Raw genomic sequence first — 16,024 nt, 5'->3', positions numbered from 1 at the left:
AATGACAAATCGTGGTTTTTTTAATTCCTGATTTTGTCTGCTCAGACAGCAGATTCAAACACCGATCTTCGCCAGCATAGAGCCCAATTCACGCAATACCGGTTCCAGCTTAGGGTGTTCGGCAGCGAATTTTGCCGACAAAGCCAGAGAGCGTTCACTCAGCGTGTCAAACACGGAGACATCATGCGCCTGTTCGGAACTCAGCACCTGATGGATATCCTGATTTAAATTTTCCAGCAAAGCCTTTAACTCATCATCGACTTTTTCGGTTCCCGCCAGCTGTTGATGCGCTTCCGCCAGAAGTTGTTTCAGATTTTCATGTTTCATTTTTGTTTTCCTATTTTATTTTCAGGACTTATGCAAAAGTGTTCCGGCAAGGCTTGGTGACGGAGACCGCGCTGGCTATACGACCAGAAGCCATAACGCTGCCGGGGTGGTTTTGCGTAAATCACAATACTGTAAGACTTACCAAGACGAGACAGCTTACTGACTATCGGCCTGAAACACCAGTACCACGGCTTCTGCCGCAATGCCCTCTTCACGCCCTAAGTAACCCAGTTTTTCATTGGTCTTGGCTTTGATATTGACCTGATTGACATCGACCTGCAGGTCTTCGGCGATATTTTTTACCATTGCTGCGATATGCGGCGCCATCTTCGGTGTCTGTGCAATGATGGTCGCATCCAGATTACCGATCACATAGCCTGTCGCATGCAAACGCAGCACGGCCTCACGCAATAACACACGCGAATCGGCACCTTTAAAGCGCAGATCGGTATCGGGAAAATGCCGCCCGATATCACCCAGCGCCACGGAGCCGAAAATCGCATCGGTAATCGCGTGCAGCAACACATCGGCATCCGAATGTCCAAGCAGCCCCTTCGTGTGCGGAATATCCACACCACCGATAATCAGCCGCCGTTCAGACACGAGTGCATGACAGTCATAACCTTGCCCTATGCGGAAAGGAAGTATCTTATTTTTCATCAAACAACCTCAATTTATTGATTCTCTACCACTTTGCTTTATTTACAGGACTTACGCAATTTGCCACGGCAAGGCATGGCGACGAAGACAGTGCGAATAGTACGGCTAGGAGCCATAACGCCGCTGGGGCGATTTTGCGTAAGTCCTGATTTACTTATTTATTTCTTTGTAGATACTGCGCCGCCAGCAACAGATCAGCGGGTAAGGTCACCTTCAGATTGCAGGCATGGCCTTCGACCAGCACAGGCGAATAACCCATTAATTCAAGCGCACTCGATTCATCGGTGACCTGCTCCGCCTGATCCAGCGCCTTGCAGAGCAAAGCATAACGGAACATCTGGGGCGTCTGGGCAAGCCATAAACCTTCGCGGGAAACGGTTTCTACTTTTCCATCCTGAACACGTTTGACCGTATCCACGACTGGTAGCCCAAGTAAGCCGCCAATCGCGTGTGAACCAACCTGTTCAATTAATTTCTGCAATAAGGCCGATGTCAGTCCCGGTCGGGCAGCATCATGCACCAGCACCCAATCTTGCGCATCAAGCTTATCTGCCAGATATGCCAGACCATTCCGCACACTGTCACGACGAGTCTCACCGCCGCAACGCAAAATAGTCATGCGGTCGCTTGCAAGCAAGGCTGTATCTGCAACAGCATCCTCTTCGCTGACCACCACATAAGTATGACTGATGCCCGGAAAATTCAAAAATGCATTCACAGTATGTTGCAGTATCGTTTTACCGCCTATCGTCAGATACTGTTTCGGGGAATTCGCCCCCATACGCGCACCAACACCTGCTGCCGGAATCAGGGCAACATAACGTGGCAACTGGCCTTGCTGTTGTTTTAATTCTTCAGACATAATCAGATCAGTGGCGTTTCAATGCCTAACTGCCCCTTCGTTTATAATTGAACGCTCATTTTAACCGCGTATCTTGTTCCGTAAGATCGTTTTACGGCATCTTCCTGTCTAGCCGCAATGTCATTTGATTTCAGTAAATCCTTAGCAAAACCCGGCCATCGTCTGGCGCTCCCCAATCTGCATGGTTCTTCTGATGCGTACGCGCTGGCGCAAGCCGCCACGGCGCTGAAGTCAGAAAAACGTATGCTGACCGTGTTCGTCGCTAATCCCGGCGATGCGCAACGACTGCTGGACGAGATACCGTGGTTCAACGCTGAATTGCGCTGCCATTTGCTGCCGGATTGGGAAACCTTACCTTACGATGCATTTTCACCACATCAGGATCTGGTCTCTGAACGCCTCGCCAGTCTGTATGAAATTCAGAATGGCAATTGCGATGTATTGCTGGCACCGGCAACCACCGCCCTGCTACGCATGGCGCCGCCGTCATTCCTCGCCGCGTACACTTTCTTTTTCAAAAAAGGTGACACGCTGGATGAAGCGAAGCTGAAATCTCAGCTGACGCTGGCAGGTTACAGCCATGTCAGCCAGGTGATGTCGCCCGGCGAATATTCGGTGCGTGGCGGCCTGATCGATTTATTCCCTATGGGTTCCGCACTGCCGTATCGACTTGATTTATTTGGCGACACGATAGAAACCATCCGCACCTTTGATGCTGATACCCAGCGTTCGCTGTATCCGGTGCCGGAAGTGCGCCTGTTGCCAGGACGCGAATTTCCTATGGATGAGCCGGCACGCGTTGCGTTTCGCAGCCGCTGGCGCGAAACATTTGAAGGCGATCCGTCGCGTTCGTCCATTTACAAAGATATAGGCAATGGCATCGCGTCTGCCGGTATTGAATACTATCTGCCACTGTTTTTTGAACAAACTTCCACCCTGTTTGATTATCTGCCAGAAGCGCCGCATTTCGCGTTGATCGGCAATATCGACGAGACGATACAGCGTTTCTGGACTGATACACGTTCGCGTTATCAATTTTTGAAATCGGATCGCGAGCGTCCGGTATTACCGCCTGAATCTGTTTTTCTGCGCGATGAAGATTTTTTTGCGGCGCTCAAAACGCAGGCGCGCTGGGTCATTGCTGACACCGAAAAAAACGCTGCGGCATCGGAAGTATCGGGCTTCCTGCCAGATATCGCAGTCAACCGCCGCGCAGATGATCCGCTGACGAATTTGCGCTCATTTCTGCTGCAAACCGATAAACGCGTGATGATTTGCGCAGAAACTGCCGGTCGACGCGAAACCTTGCAGCAGTATTTCAATGAATACAATATCCAGCTCAGTCTGTGTGAAGGCTACACTGACTTTGCTACCGCCAACGCCAAACTCATGCTGGGCGTTGCGCCCTTACATGCAGGTTTCGTGCTGGCAGACGATCTTGCCTTTATTACGGAAGCCGAGTTATATGCGGGCAGTGGCAAACGCATAGGCCGCAAAAAGCAGGAAGCCACAACGCAAGTCGAGCACATGGTGCGCGATTTATCCGAACTCAAAATCGGCGATCCTGTTGTGCATAGCAATCATGGTATCGGACGATACATGGGGCTGATCAGCATGGATCTGGGTGAAGGCGACACCGAATTTCTGCATCTCGAATACGCCAAAGAAACCAAGCTGTACGTACCTGTATCGCAACTGCACGTGATCTCGCGCTATTCCGGTGCTTCACCGGACGATGCGCCTTTGCATACGCTGGGTTCTGGACAATGGGAAAAAGCGAAGAAAAAAGCAGCCCAGCAAATCCGCGATACGGCGGCAGAACTGCTGAATCTGTATGCCCGTCGCGCTGCACGTCATGGTCATGCGTTTGAATATTCAGCCAAAGATTATGAAGCTTTTGCTGAGAGTTTCGGTTTTGATGAAACCCCGGATCAGGCCGCCGCAATTACTGCGGTGATCGGTGATATGACATCAGGCAAACCTATGGACCGCCTGATTTGTGGTGACGTCGGCTTTGGCAAGACCGAGGTCGCCTTGCGCGCTGCTTTTGTTGCGGTCATGGGTGGCAAACAGGTCGCGATTCTGGCACCGACCACCCTGCTCGCCGAACAGCATGCCCAGACCTTTGCCGACCGCTTTGCTAACTGGCCGGTCAAAATCGCTGAATTATCGCGTTTCCGCTCCGGCAAGGAAATCAATCTGGCGATCAAAGGTATGGGCGATGGCACCGTCGACATCGTGATCGGCACACATAAACTTTTGTCGGATGACGTGAAATTTTCCCGACTCGGTCTGGTGATCATCGATGAGGAACATCGGTTCGGCGTACGTCAGAAAGAAGCGCTGAAGTCGCTGCGGGCCGAAGTCGATGTGTTAACACTGACCGCGACGCCAATTCCGCGCACGCTGGGCATGGCACTCGAAGGTTTACGTGATTTTTCGATTATTGCGACAGCGCCGCAAAAACGTCTGGCGATCAAAACTTTTGTACGTAGCGAAGATGATTCAGTGATCCGCGAAGCCTGTCTGCGCGAATTGAAGCGCGGCGGTCAGGTTTACTTCCTGCACAACGAGGTGGAAACGATAGAAAACCGCAAGGCCATGCTGGAGGCACTGTTGCCAGAGGCGCGTGTGGTGGTGGCGCATGGTCAGATGCATGAACGTGATCTGGAAAAAGTTATGCGCGATTTCGTCGCACAACGCCATAACATCCTGCTGTGTACGACAATTATAGAAACCGGTATCGACGTACCCACCGCGAATACCATCATCATGCATCGAGCCGATAAATTTGGCCTCGCGCAGTTGCACCAGTTGCGCGGTCGGGTTGGCCGCTCGCATCATCAGGCTTATGCGTATCTGCTGGTACATGATGTGCAAGGGCTGACCAAACAGGCAAACCGACGGCTGGAAGCGATTCAGCAAATGGAAGAACTCGGCAGTGGCTTTTATCTGGCGATGCATGATCTGGAAATCCGTGGCGCGGGTGAAGTGCTGGGTGATAATCAGTCAGGTGAAATGCATGAAATTGGATTCCAGATGTATTCCGACATGCTCAATGAAGCGGTACGTGCGCTGAAGAATGGCAAAGAGCCTGATCTTGCCGCACCTTTATCGTCAACCACCGAAATCAATCTGCATATCCCAGCCTTATTACCAAACGACTTCTGCGGTGACATCCACGAACGGCTGTCGATATACAAACGCCTGGCCAATTGCAGCAAAGCCAGCGCCATCGATGATATGCAGGAAGAAATGATCGATCGTTTCGGCAAGCTGCCGGAACAGGTTAAGTCTTTGCTGGAAACCCATAGGCTGCGGGTCGCGGCCAAGCCGCTGGGCATCATCAAGATTGATGCCCACAACGAAGCGGCGACTTTGCAATTTGAACCGCAGCCACCAATCGATGCGATGCGCATTATCGAGCTGGTACAAAAGAATAAACACATCCGTCTGAATGGTCAGGACAAACTGCGCATTACTGCCAACATGCCTGACCTCGCAAGCCGGGTTGCACAAATCAAGGCCACGCTTAAAGCGCTGCATTGATTTGTCACTGAGATTTCCTTACTTATTGATCCATTCATGACCATCACACAATTGACCATACAAGGCGTGCATCCCATTCATGGGCCGCATCAGACTTTACTGCAAGAAATTATCGATCACAGCAAGGCAAAGGCATCCAGCCAGTTGAATGACTACGCGCTGCGTCTCAACGGCGTCAGCCTTGACGATGCGGCATGGGCGCAGATACAGCAGCAATGCTTCGACGCTGAGCTGGATGTAGCCGCGCAAACACAAGCACGCTCACTCTGTGACTTTAAATTGGTCGCGATGGATATGGATTCGACGCTGATCACCATCGAATGCATCGATGAAATCGCGGATATGCAAGGTCTGAAACCACAGGTCGCAGAAATCACCGAAGCCGCCATGCGCGGTGAACTTGAATTCTGCGAAAGCCTGACGCGCCGGGTTGCGCTACTCAAAGGACTGGATGCCTCAGCATTGCAACGCGTCTACGATGAACGTTTGCAACTATCGCCGGGGGCAGACAAGATGCTGAAAGCGATTCAACAGGCTGGATTGAAAACCCTGCTGGTCTCTGGTGGTTTTACGTTCTTCACCGATCGCATGAAATCTCGTCTGCAGCTCGATCATACCCATGCCAATGTACTCGAAATCGAGAATGGCAAACTGACGGGCAAAGTGGTCGGCGGCATCGTCGATGCAGATGAAAAGAAAAGAACCGTTGAACGCGTCTGTGCAGAAATGGGCATCACACCAGATCAAGCCATCGTGATGGGCGACGGTGCTAACGATTTGAAAATGATGAAAATATCGGGTATGTCCGTGGCCTTTCGCGCCAAACCCGTGGTCCGCGCACAAGCCGATGTCGCATTGAACTTTGTCGGGCTTGATGGTGTGTTGAATTTATTCTGAACGCGTTTCGACTTGCTGTAAGTTTCCCATTAGTAGCTCCCGCCATTTAATTTTTCACGCTTTTATGCATAAGGACTTCAGACACAGAGTTTGAAGCCCTTATGCATTCCGACACACAACACAGTTCACCGAACCTGTCACAACAACATGCCGAGAGGCGCTCTCTGCGTGTCTGTTTTCGTTCACGATAAAACCGAAATAAAAAATAGTACGAACGTTCGATTACTTAGGTTAAAATAGTTTCGACCATCTACTCTGGCGTTCATCCGGGGTTAAGATCACATAACAATTTATATCCGCCAGGAGACATTGATGTTTGAAGAATTCATGGGCACCATGCCGGTTGCTGATCGTCAGAAATTCGATATAGGCGCACTTGCTGACTATATGCGGCAACATGTCGAAGGCTTCGATGCCTCATTAGCCGACCAACTGGTGGTCGAACAATTCAAAGGTGGCCAGTCTAACCCTACCTTCAAACTCAGCGCAGGTAATCAACGTTATGTGATGCGTGCCAAACCTGGCCCTGTCGCCAAGCTACTGCCATCTGCACACGCGATAGAACGCGAATTCAAGGTCATGAATGCGCTGAATAAAGCCGGCTTTCCGGCTGCCAGACAATACGCACTGTGCGCCGATGAAGACGTGATCGGTCGTGCTTTCTACATCATGGAATTTGTCGATGGCCGCGTGTTGTGGGATCAGTCTCTGCCAAGCATGACGCCAGCGCAACGCGGTGAAATTTACGATGAAATGAACCGGGTCATCGCTCAATTGCACACCATAGACTACGCTGCTATCGGTCTGGCTGATTACGGTAAGCCAGGCAATTACTTTGCGCGTCAAATCGACCGCTGGACGAAACAATACCGCGCGTCGGAAACCGAAAAAATCGAAGCGATGGATAAGCTGATTGAATGGCTGCCGCATAATATTCCAGCCGGTGACGACACCAGCATCGTGCATGGCGACTATCGTCTAGATAACATGATGTTCCATCCGACGGAACCGCGGATTCTGGCGATACTGGATTGGGAACTGTCCACACTCGGTCATCCGCTGGCAGATTTTTCATATCACTGCATGAGCTGGCATGTGACACCGGGGCAGTTCCGCGGCATCGCGGGTCTCGATCACAAGGCGCTGGGCATTCCTTCCGAGCAGGAATACATCGCAAAGTATTGTGAACGTACGGGTAAAACCATACGTCCGGAAGATTTCAATTTCTATCTTGCTTACAATCTGTTCCGCATGGCAGGCATTCTGCAAGGCATCATGAAACGGTATGTGGACGGTACGGCATCCAGCGCGCAGGCGAAAAAGTCTGGCGAATCGGCTAGACCTATGGCGGAGCTTGGCTGGAGCTACGTACAGAAACAAGCATAATAGTTTTTATCGTTCTTATCGCTTAATAAGAACACAAGCAGCAGGCAATTCATTTTCATCGTAAAAACAAAAACCGGAGACAAAATGGAATTCGAATACTCAGATCGCTGTAAAGAGCTGCAAGCTAAATTATTGCGTTTCATGGATGAACACATTTATCCGAATGAACAAGCCTACAAAGAAGAGATAGACCGCAATGGACTGGAAAAAGGCAACCGTTGGATCGCAACGCAGATCATTGAAGATCTGAAACCGAAAGCCCGCGCAGAAGGCTTATGGAATCTTTTCCTGCCAAAGTCAGCGCGCGCACCGGAGGGTTTATCGAATCTGGATTACGCACCTTTATGCGAAATCATGGGTCGAGTCGGTTGGGCGCCGGAAGTATTCAATTGCTCCGCACCGGATACTGGCAACATGGAAACCATAGAACGTTACGGTACCGAAGAACACAAAAAACAATGGTTAGAACCGCTGCTGCGCGGTGAAATCCGCTCGGCTTTTGCGATGACTGAGCCTGGTGTTGCTTCATCAGATGCCACCAATGTGGAAACCCGTATTGAGCGCGACGGCGATCATTATGTGATCAACGGCCATAAATGGTGGATATCCGGCGCTGGCGATCCGCGTTGCGCAGTCTATATCCTGATGGGGAAAACCGATTTCAATGCGGCACGCCATGCGCAGCAATCGATGATTTTAGTCGATGCAAAAACGCCGGGCATCACGGTGAAACGCCCTCTTCCTGTCTTCGGCTACGACGATGCACCGCATGGCCATTGTGAAATCCTGTTTGAAAATGTGCGCGTGCCAGCGTCGAATATTCTGCTCGGTGAAGGCCGTGGTTTTGAAATCGCTCAAGGCCGCCTTGGCCCTGGACGCATCCATCACTGCATGCGTGCGATTGGTGTGGCAGAACGTGCGCTGGAATTAATGTGCAAGCGTCTGAACAGCCGCATCGCATTCGGCAAAAAGATTTCTGATCAAAGCATCTGGCGTGAGCGTATTGCGGAATCCCGCATTCAGATTGATACAGCGCGTTTATTGACGATGAAGGCGGCATATCTGATGGATACGGTAGGCAACAAACATGCGCAGGCAGAAATCGCGATGATCAAGGTACTGGCACCGAATGTCACGCAGCAAGTACTGGATTGGGCGATACAGGCACACGGCGCTGGCGGTGTCTCTGGCGATTTCCCACTGGCAGCGCAATGGGCTGGCAACCGTACCCTGCGCCTGGCGGATGGCCCGGATGAAGTTCACCGCAATGCGATTGCGAAACTGGAACTGGCAAAACACATCGATCTGAAAGAAGATTTGGGCTTGCCGATTACCCGTTCCTGATCTGCATCACGAGCAATTCACCCTTGCTCAAACCAAGCAAAAAGGCGAAGAATATCTTCGCCTTTTTTTATTCTGAGGGCAACCAGCCCGAGAGTTTTTTGTGCAGGATCATTGCGCCTTCCCGTGCCAATAGGATACTGCCACCGTCGCTGAAATCACGATAGCGCAACCTATCAAAGCCCGCAGATTCGGGGTTTCATGTAACACGAGATACGCAATGGCTATTCCATACACGGGTTCCAGCGAGGTCATCAAACTCGCAAACCGGGTAGAAACATGGCGCAGGCTATACATGAACAAGCCGTGCGAGATCGCAGTAAACACAACCCCCATCAGTGCCAGCCCCCACCATGCGTTAGCAGAAATCTGGCTGAGCCCACCATTCACCAACACAAATGGCAGCAAGGTAAGAGTGGCGACGCTATTTTGCAGAAATGCCAGCCGGAACGGCGCAATATGGCCGCCCTGCCAGCGATTTGCCAATACCAGTAACGCAAAGCTGAATCCAGAAAAAATACCAAGCAATAAACCCGTTAATGGCGATTGTGCTGCCACATTCGCAATATCGCCGCCACCAGTATCACTGACCATCACGGCCATACCAATCACGACGGCGAGTGCCGCGTACCAGTCTTTACCATCCCGTTTTTCCTTGAACAGCCACGGCTCCAGCCATGTCACGAACAAAGGAAAGCTGGCGAACCCCATCAGGCCATAGGTGACAGGCGCCACCTTCATAGCAGCAAAAAAACTCAGCCAGTGCACAGCTAACAAAGCGCCGCACAGGATCACCGTTTTTGGCACCGCGCGAAAAGAAAATTCACGCTGCACCAGCAACAAAGGAATCAGGCTGAGGCTGGCAAACAAGGTTCGCCCGAACACCAACAATAACGACGACACCGCCAGCACTTTACTCAACACACCCGCGCTACCGAACAAAAATATCGCAAAATGCAAAGCTACATAAGGCACAACCGAACTGTTTTTCATCAATCTGTACACGCAAGCAAGACAAGGATGTTGCATGATGCCATCATTCTCGGCATCTGGTAAGGCAGAAAGCCTGAGACAATGAAAAAGAGGATTCTGTGCGCAAATTGACAAATCTCTGCATAATAAGCATCAGATCAGTATTTAACACCTGTCCGACAAATCCATAATGGGAGCACACGATGATAGACGTTTATTCCTGGCCTACACCGAACGGTCACAAAGTCCATATCATGCTGGAAGAATGTGGTCTGGCGTACCGCGCGATTCCGATTGATATCAGTGCTGGCGACCAGTTTAAGCCTGAGTTTCTCGCGATTTCTCCGAACAATAAAATTCCGGCCATTGTTGATGCCGACGGCCCCGATGGGCGGCCAATTTCTTTATTTGAATCCGGCGCCATTTTGCTCTATCTCGCCGGGAAAACCGGTAAATTTCTCGGCAACACTGACAGAGAAAAATATGACACCCTGCAATGGCTGATGTTTCAGATGGGTGGCTTTGGCCCTATGCTGGGCCAAGCACATCATTTCCGCGTTTATGCGCCGGAAAAAATTGACTACGCAATTGATCGATACACCAATGAAGCAAGACGACTATATGGCGTCATCGACAAAAAACTTGCAAGCTCTGAGTATCTCGCTGGAGAGGAGTACACGGTAGCCGATATTGCCGTTTTTGCCTGGGCGCGCTCCTTTGTCAATCAGGGAATCAACTGGGCCGATTTCCCTGACGCAAAACGCTGGTTTGATGTCATCAGCGCCCGCCCTGCGGTTCAGAGAGGCGTGCAGGTTCTCGCCAATTTACGCAAACCATTAGAAACTGATAAATCAAAAGACATCTTATTTGGCAAAACCCAGTACGCTAAAAAATAACGTTAACCACTCACAGAAGGAAGCGCGGCGAAGATAATAATCCGCCCGTTTCTTACCAGGATTTATATGCGCCGACCTGTAAAACGAAATAGAATCAAGCTCGCCGCAGAAAGCCAGAGACTGGTAAATTTGTCACTGGCGGTCGCACAATCAGCGAGTCGCATCGAGGATCTGACCTGGCAGGAAAAGCTTGATCTGTATGTCTCGAAAAATCTGAGACAGCATCATCAGGAAATCGTTGATGCGGCGGCAGAGAATTTATTTGCATCCCATCCCAACGGTTACGAAGTCCTGGTTGAAACACTGGAAACGGTCAGCACCTGCTCCAGCGTTGAAATACAAGGAAAAAAATTCACGACGCTACTCATCGCGGCACCAGTGCTGGCATGGACCCGCTTCGAAATCGCATCCGGGGCGATTCCAGCTGACATACTGTCGCAACTCTCCGGAAAACTGATAAACAATATGCTGATGCCGTCCACTAAGCTGCGTCTGCTGCCGCATTTATATTCAATCGATCAGTTGCCACGCAATCACTGCGAGACTTATGCGCTACTGGAACGCCATGCGATGGCGGTACTGAAAGACAGTAGTTATCCGGTTGAGACTGAGCACGCACAAACTGTTCCTTTTCTGGCGGATATACGCTACGTGCTTGGCGTGCTGGTGGCACCGGCCGACGCGCCGATTTTTCAGTGGCAGGCATTAGAAGCCCCTTATGATTGCGCAACTGCAAAAAGTAATGCCCTGCTCGCGTGGCAGGAACAGGCTGCCCCCGCCATCAAACACCTGCTGCCTGGATGTGGCATTGAACTCCTGTTACCAGAGGCGTTTTACACCGCTTGCCGCGAAGCCGATGTCAAAATTCGACCGGCATCAATACGCTCAGCGATATTTTATCTGACGCAGACATTGAACAAAGAAGCGTCGCAACTCAGCGTTGTGATTGCCTCTTGTGGAGTGCAGGACACACCGGGTCAGATAGACGAGTTCAGAATCAGCTTTTGCCTGGCTGATGCTCCCGAAGTGATCTATGGCGTGGTCTGGCCACTGTATCAGGCAGAAGATCAGCTCACCGCCGTCAGCCTCGATGAAAGTGGAAAACTGACTGGCGATATCCCGGATATACTGACTGATTGTGGCATTAGTAATATTCTTCAGATAGACGAAATTTTTGCGATGGAATTTTGCGACGATTGCGGCACGCCATTATTCGCAGACCGCGATGCCGAACTGGTACACCCTGAAATGCCGGACGACACTCCGTCTCCCGGCACGGCACACTTCCACTAACTCATCCCGACGTTCATCTGACCAGCGATACATTTGCTGGTCAGATGTTATCCCGCTTATTTCGCACATTTCGTCTTTTACTTCGCAAAATCCTCTGCCCAGCTTCGTCTGAAGTGATATTTTTTCAGGCAAGCACATTTGCAGTCACCGAAATTTAAATCCGTTGTACAATAAGTTTTGAACGGTCGTGCTTTTTTATTTCAATCTGAAACTGTTGTCAGTTTTGTAGAAGGAAATCAGAAAGAAATACAAGGCTCACACGCGCAGTAAAAACAGACCGTCAATCATCCAGGCATTCAACCTCAGGAGACAATATGGATTTGAATTACACACCGGAAGATCTCGCCTTCCGGGATCAGGTGCGCAGTTATCTGGAAGCAAACCTCCCGACTGACCTGCAGCAAAAGGTATTGAACCACAAACGCTTATCCAGAGAAGATTTTGTCCGCTGGCACAAGATACTGGCGAAACAAGGCTGGGTCGCTACAGGCTGGCCGAAAGAATACGGCGGTACCGGCTGGACGCCGACGCAACGTCATATTTTCGAGGAAGAATGCGCGCGCGCAGGCACGCCAGCGATCCTGCCATTCGGCGTGAATATGGTGGCGCCTGTCATCATGGCGTTTGGTAATCAGGCACAAAAAGACTATTACTTGCCGCGCATACTGAATTGCGATGACTGGTGGTGTCAGGGCTATTCAGAGCCGGGTTCAGGCTCCGATCTCGCTTCACTCAAAACCCGTGCTGAACGCGCCGGTGATCATTACATCGTCAACGGCCAAAAAACCTGGACCACGCTGGCGCAGCATGCAGATATGATTTTCTGTCTGGTACGCACAGAACCTAACGGTCGCAAGCAAGAAGGCATTTCTTTCCTGCTGATCGATATGAAAACCCCGGGCATTACAGTACGCCCTATTATCATGCTCGATGAAGACCATGAAGTGAATGAAGTGTTCTTCGATAACGTCAAAGTGCCGGTACAAAACCTGATCGGAGAAGAAAACAAAGGCTGGACTTACGCCAAATACTTGCTCGGTCATGAACGCACGAATATCGCTGCGGTTGGTCGTGCAAAACGTGAATTACAATTCCTGAAACGTGTCGCTGCTGAACATCATAAAAATGGCCAACCGCTGATCGATGATCCGGTGTACGCGAATAAAGTCGCGACTCTGGAAATCGAAATCATGGCGCTGGAAATTACGGTGATGCGTGTGATTTCTCAGGATAGCGGACGTCCGGGGCCGGAAGCCTCTTTACTGAAAATCAAAGGCACAGAGATACAGCAGCGACTGACGGAATTAATGGTGGAAGCAGTCGGTCCGTATGCGCAGCCATTCGATCCTGCTTTCCTCGAAAGCGAGAATGAGCACAGCATCATGGATGACGACGATGCTGCCGCCCTTGCCGCTTACTACTTCAACTTCCGTAAGACCTCCATCTATGGCGGCTCTAACGAGATTCAAAAAAATATCATTACCCAAATGATTTTAGGACTGTGAGGAGAGCACCATGGATTTCGCATTAACACAGGAACAGACACAATTTGCCGAAGCAGTTCGTCGTTGGGTAGAAAAAGACTACGGCTTTGAACAACGCAAACACATCATCGGCTCTGCCGAAGGTGTGTCAGCACCAGCTTGGTCTGCGTTGGCAGAACTTGGTGCGACGGCCTTGCCAGTCCCCGAAGATCAGAGCGGCTTTAACGGCAGCGCAATCGACATGATGGTCGTGATGCAAGAGCTTGGGCGCGGTCTGGTCATCGAGCCGTATTTTGCGACCGTATTTGCGGCGGAGTTTCTGAAGCAGGCAAAAGCGCATTTCGACGTGCTGGAACAGGTTGCTGGCGGAGAAATCAAACTCTCAGTCGCCCTGCATGAGAAACAATCGCGCCACGATTTAACCGATATCGCAACGACAGCAATAAAATCTGCCGACGGCTATACGCTGAACGGTAAAAAGACCGTGGTGTTACATGGTGCTCAGGCCGACAAGCTGATTGTTTCAGCCCGCGCCAGCGGTGCCGCGCGCGATAAGAATGGCATACAGTTGTTCATTGTCGATGCCAATGCCGCAGGTGTAACGCGTCAGGATTACCGCACCATCGACGGTTACCGTGCGGCGGACATCAGTTTTACTAACGTTCAGGTTCCCGCGATTGCCTTGCTCGGCCGCGAAGATGGCGGCTGGGAATTACTCGATGCGGTGTCTGACTATGGCGTTTCTTTACTGTGTGCAGAAGCCATCGGCATTATGGAAGCCATCACCTCGGCAACGCTGGAATATCTGAAAACACGCCAGCAATTCGGTGTCCCTATCGGTAAATTCCAGGTGCTGCAACACCGGATGGCAGACATGTTCATGGAAATGGAGCAGGCGCGCTCGATGGCAACGTTGGCGGCCGTCAAGGTGTCATCAGAGAATACTGAAGAACGTCGCCGCACTTTGTCTGCAGCCAAAGCTCGTGTTGGTCAGGCCGCGAAATATATCGGCCAGCAGGCAGTACAATTACATGGCGGCATGGGGGTGACCAATGAATTGCCGGTCGCGCACATGTTCAAACGACTGACCATGATAGAGCTGTCGCTCGGCGACACCGATCATCATCTGGCCCGCTTCGTTGCACAGCCTGGTTTTAAAAACGCTGCGTGATAAAAAAGTCCCGACCCTGTTCGGGACTTTTTTCTATGTCCGTCACACCAGTGTGGCGAATATCGTTCGAGCAGCGATAGTAAAAACAACATCTGAATATTCATGCGCCTGACAGAGGGAAAAACCGCTGTGAAGCGCATCAATACTCAGAGAAAGCTCAAAAAACGTAAAGAAATTCAGATAAAACCCAATAAAAATAATGTCATCAAGGAGACCGTATGACGAGCAAGCAATTCACCTGGTATTTTGAAGATTTCATTCCCGGCAGCGTGATTCCACTGGGACAACGCACCGTCACCGAAGAAGAAATCATTCACTTTGCGCAGCAATTCGATCCGCAATCTTTTCACGTTGATAAAGACGCCGCCAAAGCTTCGATCTTCGGCGGCGTCATCGCCAGCGGCTGGCACACCTGCAGCATGATTATGCGCATGGTGGTCGATGGTTTCATTGCCGATTCGTCGAGCATGGGTTCACCCGGTGTGGACGAAGTGCGCTGGATACTGCCAGTGCGCCCCGGCGATACACTGACCGTCAGTGCCGAAACAGTTTCGGTGAAATCATCCACATCAAAACCAGACCGGGGTGTCGTCAATACCGTCTGGAAAGCAGTCAATCAGGATGGTCAACTCGTCTGCACGATCAATGGCATGGGCATGTTTGGCCGTCGCCCGCAAGCATAAGGAGATGGTATGCGTGAAATCAAATCCCTCGCAGAACTCAAAGCTCTCGTTGGCACTCAGGTAGCAAGCTCAGACTGGATCAGCATATCCCAGGAAAGGGTGAACACCTTTGCCGACGCCACTGGTGATCATCAATGGATACACATAGATGTGGAACGGGCAAAAAAGGAATCGCCATTTGGCGGCCCGATTGCGCACGGTTTCCTGACCCTCTCTTTGCTCCCCATGCTGATGGCAGACGCGCTGCACCTCAGTTACGTCAAAATGGGCGTGAATTATGGGCTCAACAAAGTACGCTTTCCAGCACCAGTGCCGGTCGGCAGCCGTTTGCGTGCTCACCTGACATTGCTGCAGGTCGACGACATCAAAGACGGCGCGCAAATGACTTGGGAAGTCAGTATAGAACGCGAAGGCAGCGACAAACCTGTCTGCGTTGCAGAATCAATCGCGCGTTGTTACTAACGTCAGAGAAATTTTAAATTTGTACGGATGGCAAATCGGTG

General features: G+C 50.9%; 14 protein-coding genes. 10 read left to right on the top strand and 4 right to left on the bottom strand.

Features of this window, described 5'->3' with window-relative positions; all coding sequences use genetic code 11:
* Positions 1-54: 54 nt before the first annotated feature.
* From H8K29_RS09235 to ispD, 3 genes are all read right to left on the bottom strand, one after another.
* Positions 55-327: a DUF4404 family protein gene (locus tag H8K29_RS09235; protein ID WP_186897351.1), complete on the bottom strand. Its 273-nt coding sequence runs from the start codon at positions 325-327 to the stop codon at positions 55-57.
* A gap of 156 nt (positions 328-483) precedes the next feature.
* Positions 484-987, bottom strand: a complete 504-nt coding sequence (gene ispF, locus H8K29_RS09230) for a 2-C-methyl-D-erythritol 2,4-cyclodiphosphate synthase (RefSeq protein WP_186897350.1) — start codon at positions 985-987, stop codon at positions 484-486.
* A 154-nt stretch (positions 988-1,141) separates the two neighbouring features.
* On the bottom strand, positions 1,142-1,849 hold the full coding sequence (gene ispD, locus H8K29_RS09225; RefSeq protein WP_186897349.1) for a 2-C-methyl-D-erythritol 4-phosphate cytidylyltransferase: 708 nt from the start codon (positions 1,847-1,849) through the stop codon (positions 1,142-1,144).
* A gap of 117 nt (positions 1,850-1,966) precedes the next feature.
* On the opposite strand from ispD, the gene mfd reads away from it, so the two are divergent.
* From mfd to H8K29_RS09205, 4 genes are all read left to right on the top strand, one after another.
* Positions 1,967-5,398, top strand: coding sequence for a transcription-repair coupling factor (mfd, locus tag H8K29_RS09220; protein ID WP_186897348.1), 3,432 nt, complete (start codon positions 1,967-1,969; stop codon positions 5,396-5,398).
* Positions 5,399-5,434: 36 nt separating this feature from the next.
* Positions 5,435-6,295, top strand: a complete 861-nt coding sequence (serB, locus tag H8K29_RS09215; protein WP_186897347.1) for a phosphoserine phosphatase SerB — start codon at positions 5,435-5,437, stop codon at positions 6,293-6,295.
* A gap of 312 nt (positions 6,296-6,607) precedes the next feature.
* Positions 6,608-7,681, top strand: coding sequence for a phosphotransferase family protein (locus tag H8K29_RS09210; protein ID WP_186897346.1), 1,074 nt, complete (start codon positions 6,608-6,610; stop codon positions 7,679-7,681).
* An 84-nt stretch (positions 7,682-7,765) separates the two neighbouring features.
* Positions 7,766-9,025 carry an acyl-CoA dehydrogenase family protein gene (locus tag H8K29_RS09205; protein WP_186897345.1) on the top strand — a complete coding sequence of 420 codons (1,260 nt, stop codon included), beginning with the start codon at positions 7,766-7,768 and terminating at the stop codon, positions 9,023-9,025.
* 108 nt (positions 9,026-9,133) lie between these two features.
* On the opposite strand, the gene H8K29_RS09200 is transcribed toward H8K29_RS09205, so the two are convergent.
* Positions 9,134-10,015 carry a DMT family transporter gene (locus H8K29_RS09200; protein WP_186897344.1) on the bottom strand — a complete coding sequence of 294 codons (882 nt, stop codon included), beginning with the start codon at positions 10,013-10,015 and terminating at the stop codon, positions 9,134-9,136.
* Positions 10,016-10,197: 182 nt separating this feature from the next.
* Between H8K29_RS09200 and H8K29_RS09195 the strand changes: the two genes are divergently transcribed.
* The 6 genes from H8K29_RS09195 (at position 10,198) to H8K29_RS09170 (ending at position 15,983) form a co-directional block, all read left to right on the top strand.
* Complete coding sequence (locus tag H8K29_RS09195; RefSeq protein WP_186897343.1) at positions 10,198-10,890, top strand: glutathione binding-like protein; 693 nt, start codon at positions 10,198-10,200, stop codon at positions 10,888-10,890.
* Between the two features lie 66 nt (positions 10,891-10,956).
* Positions 10,957-12,183 (top strand): DUF2863 family protein, encoded by a 1,227-nt coding sequence (locus H8K29_RS09190; protein WP_186897342.1) that lies wholly within the window; start codon positions 10,957-10,959, stop codon positions 12,181-12,183.
* Between the two features lie 314 nt (positions 12,184-12,497).
* On the top strand, positions 12,498-13,688 hold the full coding sequence (locus tag H8K29_RS09185) for an acyl-CoA dehydrogenase family protein (protein WP_186897341.1): 1,191 nt from the start codon (positions 12,498-12,500) through the stop codon (positions 13,686-13,688).
* A 10-nt stretch (positions 13,689-13,698) separates the two neighbouring features.
* On the top strand, positions 13,699-14,838 hold the full coding sequence (locus H8K29_RS09180) for an acyl-CoA dehydrogenase family protein (RefSeq protein ID WP_186897340.1): 1,140 nt from the start codon (positions 13,699-13,701) through the stop codon (positions 14,836-14,838).
* 218 nt (positions 14,839-15,056) lie between these two features.
* Positions 15,057-15,521 carry a MaoC family dehydratase gene (locus H8K29_RS09175; RefSeq protein WP_186897339.1) on the top strand — a complete coding sequence of 155 codons (465 nt, stop codon included), beginning with the start codon at positions 15,057-15,059 and terminating at the stop codon, positions 15,519-15,521.
* Positions 15,522-15,530: 9 nt separating this feature from the next.
* Positions 15,531-15,983 (top strand): MaoC family dehydratase, encoded by a 453-nt coding sequence (locus H8K29_RS09170; protein ID WP_186897338.1) that lies wholly within the window; start codon positions 15,531-15,533, stop codon positions 15,981-15,983.
* The last annotated feature ends 41 nt before the right edge of the window (positions 15,984-16,024 follow it).

It is taken from the genome of Undibacterium sp. CY21W (assembly GCF_014284265.1).
Taxonomy (GTDB): Bacteria; Pseudomonadota; Gammaproteobacteria; order Burkholderiales; family Burkholderiaceae_D; genus Undibacterium; species Undibacterium aquatile.
This window is presented reverse-complemented; position numbering and strand designations above follow the sequence as displayed.

Coding starts and splice junctions, on each gene's coding strand:
- ispD (WP_186897349.1), bottom strand. CDS start 1,849: ATGTCTGAAGAATTAAAACAACAGCAAGGCCAGTTGCCACGTTATGTT.
- H8K29_RS09210 (WP_186897346.1), top strand. CDS start 6,608: ATGTTTGAAGAATTCATGGGCACCATGCCGGTTGCTGATCGTCAGAAA.
- H8K29_RS09175 (WP_186897339.1), top strand. CDS start 15,057: ATGACGAGCAAGCAATTCACCTGGTATTTTGAAGATTTCATTCCCGGC.
- H8K29_RS09170 (WP_186897338.1), top strand. CDS start 15,531: ATGCGTGAAATCAAATCCCTCGCAGAACTCAAAGCTCTCGTTGGCACT.
- H8K29_RS09185 (WP_186897341.1), top strand. CDS start 12,498: ATGGATTTGAATTACACACCGGAAGATCTCGCCTTCCGGGATCAGGTG.
- ispF (WP_186897350.1), bottom strand. CDS start 987: ATGAAAAATAAGATACTTCCTTTCCGCATAGGGCAAGGTTATGACTGT.
- H8K29_RS09195 (WP_186897343.1), top strand. CDS start 10,198: ATGATAGACGTTTATTCCTGGCCTACACCGAACGGTCACAAAGTCCAT.
- serB (WP_186897347.1), top strand. CDS start 5,435: ATGACCATCACACAATTGACCATACAAGGCGTGCATCCCATTCATGGG.
- H8K29_RS09235 (WP_186897351.1), bottom strand. CDS start 327: ATGAAACATGAAAATCTGAAACAACTTCTGGCGGAAGCGCATCAACAG.
- mfd (WP_186897348.1), top strand. CDS start 1,967: ATGTCATTTGATTTCAGTAAATCCTTAGCAAAACCCGGCCATCGTCTG.
- H8K29_RS09200 (WP_186897344.1), bottom strand. CDS start 10,015: ATGAAAAACAGTTCGGTTGTGCCTTATGTAGCTTTGCATTTTGCGATA.
- H8K29_RS09190 (WP_186897342.1), top strand. CDS start 10,957: ATGCGCCGACCTGTAAAACGAAATAGAATCAAGCTCGCCGCAGAAAGC.
- H8K29_RS09180 (WP_186897340.1), top strand. CDS start 13,699: ATGGATTTCGCATTAACACAGGAACAGACACAATTTGCCGAAGCAGTT.
- H8K29_RS09205 (WP_186897345.1), top strand. CDS start 7,766: ATGGAATTCGAATACTCAGATCGCTGTAAAGAGCTGCAAGCTAAATTA.